The sequence below is a fragment of the Pseudoalteromonas sp. 0802 genome, from assembly GCF_013350085.1.
Taxonomy (GTDB): domain Bacteria; phylum Pseudomonadota; class Gammaproteobacteria; order Enterobacterales; family Alteromonadaceae; genus Pseudoalteromonas.
The window spans coordinates 1-5,033 of sequence record NZ_JABVXE010000047.1 but is presented as its reverse complement, the minus strand read 5'-3'; the positions used below and the strand labels follow the sequence as shown (position 1 = coordinate 5,033).

Sequence of the window (5,033 nt, the reverse complement as noted above, 5' to 3'; positions counted from 1 at the left end):
TCGATTGTAGCCTTGAACAGCTACTTTTGAGAGTGATTCAATGAGCTCTAAGAAGCGAACGTCAGGCAAGTTTGTTGAAGGACTGAAGGTTGAGTTAGTTTCAAAGTTGTTCTCTTTCATTACTGCTATTAGTGCACCTTAGCGTCATACTAAAATAAGCCTAGGAAAGAGTTCTTTTTCAGTCAAGTTTCCATTTGTAGTGTTGTGGTCAACTAATTCACTGTCCGGAATTAGTTGACCACGACAATGGGTGATTATGTCGACATGGTGGACTTTTACACCAAAGACAATGTTTTTACTTACCTAAGGATGCTCGCTGGTCGTTTATTCAAAAACAAGCTAAACAAGGTGACATAGCAGTAAAAATTGATACTGCTTTACATACAGTTGAGAAAATAATGCCTCCCTTAAAGGTGCATTGCCTGATAACTACTTTTCCCGGTTAGGGCTCGATGTAAGTAAGCTTGCAGCATTAGTCGATACCATCAATAACATAGAGACCATCGCTAACGAATGTCATATGACAGAAGAAGATTTAGATGGTCGTGTGTATGAATACTTTTTAGGTAAGTTCGTAGCAAATAAAGGAAAGGTGGTGGTGAGTTAAATATAAGCCCTGTGGAAGCAGGGCTCTGTAATTTTAGATTATATGTGACATCTTTTAGGTATATGTATATAGGCTCAACCGCAATTAACTCAAATTACTCCTGCTTAATATCAATGCTTTCAATGAGCTGCACTGTGACGTCGGCGTTACACTTCACTAATAAACTACTTCCTTGTGTAGCTAGGGTTTGACATTGTAAATCTTTAATTCTTGCAATCCCAGCAGTTTGAGAAACTGCTTTTTCAGTGAAATCTTGTCTAGAGTAAAGTGTGTTGCTGTTTGAATCTACACTGATAGCAACAGTGTCGATTTCTGATGATGAGGAGATTACAACGCCGTTGACCTCTTCTGTTGCTAGTTGAACGATTTCTTTCTTAGCTCGTTCTCGCAAGCTTTTTAAGGATTCACTATCGTTACCTATAACTGTAGTTGATCTATTAATGGTTTTTGTAATAGGGTTGCCATTACGGTCTTTTTTGTAATGGATTGTAAAGCTTCCTCGCGACCGTTCATTTAGTTGATATTCAATAACTTCACTATCAGCTTTTGGAATAACTAAATCGTATGGACTTTTCTCGCTACTAGCGCAGCCTGTTAAAGAAGCGATCATCAATAACTGTATAGTTCTCATTTTAAGCCTCTTTGTTTTTTATGGGCATCGTTCAATACTTTGTAATCTTCCACTTCTTTTATTGAATCAAGAATATCAAAATTTCTAGGATCAATAAGGTTCGCTTTTGTCATCAGATTGTAGGCTTCTGTGTAATTACCTTGCATCAATTTTACCAATCCTTGATTGTGCAGAGCAATCGCCTGATCTTCAACTGAGTTACTATTTTGAGCAACTTGATCAAAGATACTAAACGCTTGTTTTAGCCTGTCTTTTTTGACATATTCAATACCTAAATCAATATTTTCGTCCTCACCACTTAGGTAGTTGAGTTTTACTATTGAACGGTACGGCGAAATTTGCTTAACCACATAATCAGCTGCCTTTTCTATCAAAATGTCAGCAATCTCTGAGTCAGTACGTAGCTTTTCCTTTGCTTTGCTTCTGTTTTCGTTTGAACTCTTTTCTTTACTATAAGTAAATGTTTTAGAATTGCTGTTTAGTGTTTGTTGGCCATAAGCAACATAGTAAGTTAACGTTAACGTTTGTTTTACAGATGCATGATAGCTGTACCAAGTTTCTTTCTTACCTTCATGCTTTTCACTCCACGAATTACGCTCTACACGTGATGGTGATATTTCGCCAATAAGTATATAGGGTGAGTTTGCATGAACATTTACATATCCATGACTCATCAATTTAGACTTTACTTTAGCAGAAAGAGCGTTTCCTTTAATATTATACTTGTCACCTTTAAAACCAACGATATCAATATGCTCAAGAGCGAGACCTGACTTACTTGGCATGTTCATAGTCGAGTCAACTTCTATTTTTGAAGCACATCCACTAAGTGCTGCTAATACGCCAAAAAAGAATATTGAACTTGAGAGTGTTTTTTTTATGTTTAGCATCATTTTTCCATTTTTATGTTGAGTTTTTAATTAACATTATATTTGCTAACAAGACTGTAAACTTCTTTGTATAAAATATTAAATTTGGTCCATAGATTTATAAATAGCTTGACGTTCTATAACTTTTTGTAAGTATTTCCTTGTCTCTTCATAAGGTAAGTCTGAAATTAGTTTGTTATATACCTGCTCAGGAGTCATAGAGTTTATTATGGTTGAAGCTTTGGTGATATTTCTTGAGTTATCATAATTAAAAGTTTTAGCTACGTTCCCGGCTCCAGTATTGTATGCCGCTATCATGCAATAAAGCCTACTTTGTTTGTTAATAATTTTAGCTAAGTATCGTGAGTTTAAGAGGTGCATATACGCTACCCCAGTCTCAATATTATTTTCTGCATTGAATAAATACTGCTTGCTCATAATATTATTTTTCTTATGTAAAAAACGATTAACATCAAGCCCTGCACTTAAAGGAACTATTTGCATTAAGCCATAAGCAGGGATAGGGGATTGCGCTTTAGTATTAAAGTGGCTTTCGGTATGAATTACAGAAAAAAGAATACTATTTGGTAATTGCCAACGTTGGCTATGCTGGTTGACTACCCCCTTAAATGGCGCTGCTTTTTTCATAAAGCTTTTATGGGTAAGTGGCACGGTATAAGTTGTTACTCTTTTACTCTTTAGTAACTCTCTTTGTTTTACTGTACTGGCCTTTTTCTGAGTCTCTTGTAGTGCTTTAATGCGTTGCTCTTTTTCTTTTTCGATTCGCATAAATTCAGCTTTAACACTTTTATCTAAGCGAGGATTATCGCTAAGCACAAGTTCTGACGATGCGTTGTATAATGACATATCATGAATTTTTTCAACTTGGTGACGTGAAGCAATAGCTTGAGCTTTTATTTTATCGATTTCCTTATTGAAAAGGCTATCTGGTTTCGCAACAACCTCAATAGGCTTTTGGGTAGGGGTTGTGTTTGCAATTTTTTTTGTTAACTCTTCAAATGTTCTATTTTCAATATCATTACTTAATGCCTGATTAGCTGACAATGTACTTTTTAATGCATCATTAACTTTACTCGTTGTAACGTTCTCTTTTACATCATGTAAAATACTGATACTCATTACATCATTCTCAAAATCTATACTAGTTTTTACCTGATTGTCAGGGCTGTAGTATGTTGACAGGCTTGCCCGTTGTGAATCTGTTTCTCCCCAAGTATTGATAAGCTTATCACGTATGTCATCAAGCTTTTTAAAGTGCTTCTGCCTAAAATCTTGATATTCTGATAAGTAGCGCTCTTTCCATTCATTAAACTCTTTAAGCTCTTCAGCACTGCCTTCCTTTTCTAAAGAGGCCATTTCTCTCCCTAACTCGTCAAATGGATCATTTGAGTTTTGCGCAAAAGCACAAGTTACATTTAGCATTAAGACGCTGAAGATTGATAAATATGTTTTAAGTTTGAATGAATACATAAAAACCCCTTGTTCAGCTTTTTGTAAATGTTTGGTATTCGAAACGAGTAAGTAGTGACTCAGCTACAATTTTATGATTCAGTTCACTTACTGCATAATAATTAGGCTTTATTTTTCCTCTTAATGAATTAATCTCTTTTGCTAGGTCCTTGTTGGTATCTGAATAGATAAGTAGAGAATCAATCTCATTAAGAGCTATTTTTACTGAAGCTAAGTAATTATCTGGACTGTTGATTGAACTAGGTATTGCTGCATATTCAATGAAACCTTTGGATAAAGAAAGAAACATTTTATCCTTGCCAAGGTTTTGAGACTCTAGGTAGTAAATTAAGTTACCAGTATCGAAGCTGTATTCAAATTCACCTGATGCCTCATCCAATATAGTTGATTTACCAAGCGGGGCAGAGAAAGGAACCTCAGGAGAAAAATCTGTAATGCGTGATAGTACCGAATAACCATTTACGCGCTTGTCAGAAGTAATTATCGTAAAAATAAACTTATCTTTTATGTAATAGTAGAACTCAACATCAGGGTTTGTTTGTGATCTTTTTATTGCATTAGGTTCTCCAAAAAATGACTTTGTATAGGCTAACCCATTCCCAATATTGACTTTGTCTATTTGCTTATATTGAATCTTGTGTGTGAAGTTTTTAATAGAGGCTGTGTATGCACTTAGAAGAACATCTTTTGTGTCCCCCCATTGCCCTATAGAAATCAAGATCGCAGCTATCATTAAAATTGAGCTTTGTATTTTTTTCCACATTGATCTTTGGTTTTCTTGATTATTATTTTCTGTCATGTCAAAACTAATTTTATCTATACAAACGAAGCTTCACTTTTTAAAGTGAAGCTCTCCAACCAATCATGTAATTAATTAGTAAGTTTTTTTATTTCTTCATCTAAGTTTTTTTCAGCTTTATCTGCTTTAAACTCTTGATACAAAAACTTTTCATCTGCAGGATTTACCAATCTTTTACTTTGTTTGAGTATGTCATCAAATAAAGATTTTGTTTGATTAGGCTCTAAGGCAGTCATAACACAAAAATGATCTTTACCAGATATGTTTATGATATCTGATTTAATTAACCTTGATCCTTGTAGCTTTTGTTTTGTTAACTGTTTTGAAACTGAGCTAAAAGTAGTGCCCACAGTTGTGTCATCATTTGAATCAATACGTTCGCTATATGTTTTTTCAAGGCCTTCAACTCGTGTTTCAATCTGTTGTGCTAGCGCCAATCTACTATTAGCTGTTGCTAATTTTTTATCAACAGATAAGTTGCCAGAAAACTTAACGCAGTCAGTAGCAGCGATACCGTCAGTAACATTAGGGTTTAAGACCCAGTTAGGAAGGTTTGAAAGTAACCGTAACAGCAACCACACCTAGGCATGTTTTTGCAGATGGCCTAATTTATCACCACGTTTCAACTAACGAGGT

At 35.0% G+C, this 5,033-nt stretch carries 5 protein-coding genes and 1 pseudogene; 1 reads left to right on the top strand and 5 read right to left on the bottom strand.

The genetic code is table 11. The features are described 5' to 3' along the window. Positions 1-255 precede the first annotated feature (255 nt). Positions 256-592 (top strand): annotated as a pseudogene (locus HUS61_RS20955) (DNA methyltransferase); the annotation flags it as partial. A gap of 109 nt (positions 593-701) precedes the next feature. Here the strand turns inward: HUS61_RS20955 and HUS61_RS20950 are convergent. The 5 genes from HUS61_RS20950 to HUS61_RS20930 all read right to left on the bottom strand — a co-directional run bounded on the left by HUS61_RS20950 (position 702) and on the right by HUS61_RS20930 (position 4,972). Beyond that, positions 702-1,238 (bottom strand): hypothetical protein, encoded by a 537-nt coding sequence (locus HUS61_RS20950; protein ID WP_055022261.1) that lies wholly within the window; start codon positions 1,236-1,238, stop codon positions 702-704. Next, positions 1,235-2,131, bottom strand: a complete 897-nt coding sequence (locus HUS61_RS20945; protein ID WP_055022262.1) for a M48 family metallopeptidase — start codon at positions 2,129-2,131, stop codon at positions 1,235-1,237. Before HUS61_RS20945 ends, HUS61_RS20950 begins: the two co-directional genes overlap by 4 nt. 75 nt (positions 2,132-2,206) lie before the next feature. Next, positions 2,207-3,598 carry a transglycosylase SLT domain-containing protein gene (locus HUS61_RS20940; RefSeq protein ID WP_175083653.1) on the bottom strand — a complete coding sequence of 464 codons (1,392 nt, stop codon included), beginning with the start codon at positions 3,596-3,598 and terminating at the stop codon, positions 2,207-2,209. Between the two features lie 13 nt (positions 3,599-3,611). Beyond that, the gene (locus HUS61_RS20935; protein WP_175083652.1) at positions 3,612-4,397 is read right to left on the bottom strand and encodes an ETEC_3214 domain-containing protein; all 786 of its coding nucleotides are present in this window, start codon (positions 4,395-4,397) and stop codon (positions 3,612-3,614) included. Positions 4,398-4,468: 71 nt separating this feature from the next. After that, positions 4,469-4,972: an LPP20 family lipoprotein gene (locus HUS61_RS20930; RefSeq protein ID WP_181447830.1), complete on the bottom strand. Its 504-nt coding sequence runs from the start codon at positions 4,970-4,972 to the stop codon at positions 4,469-4,471. Positions 4,973-5,033: the final 61 nt, after the last annotated feature.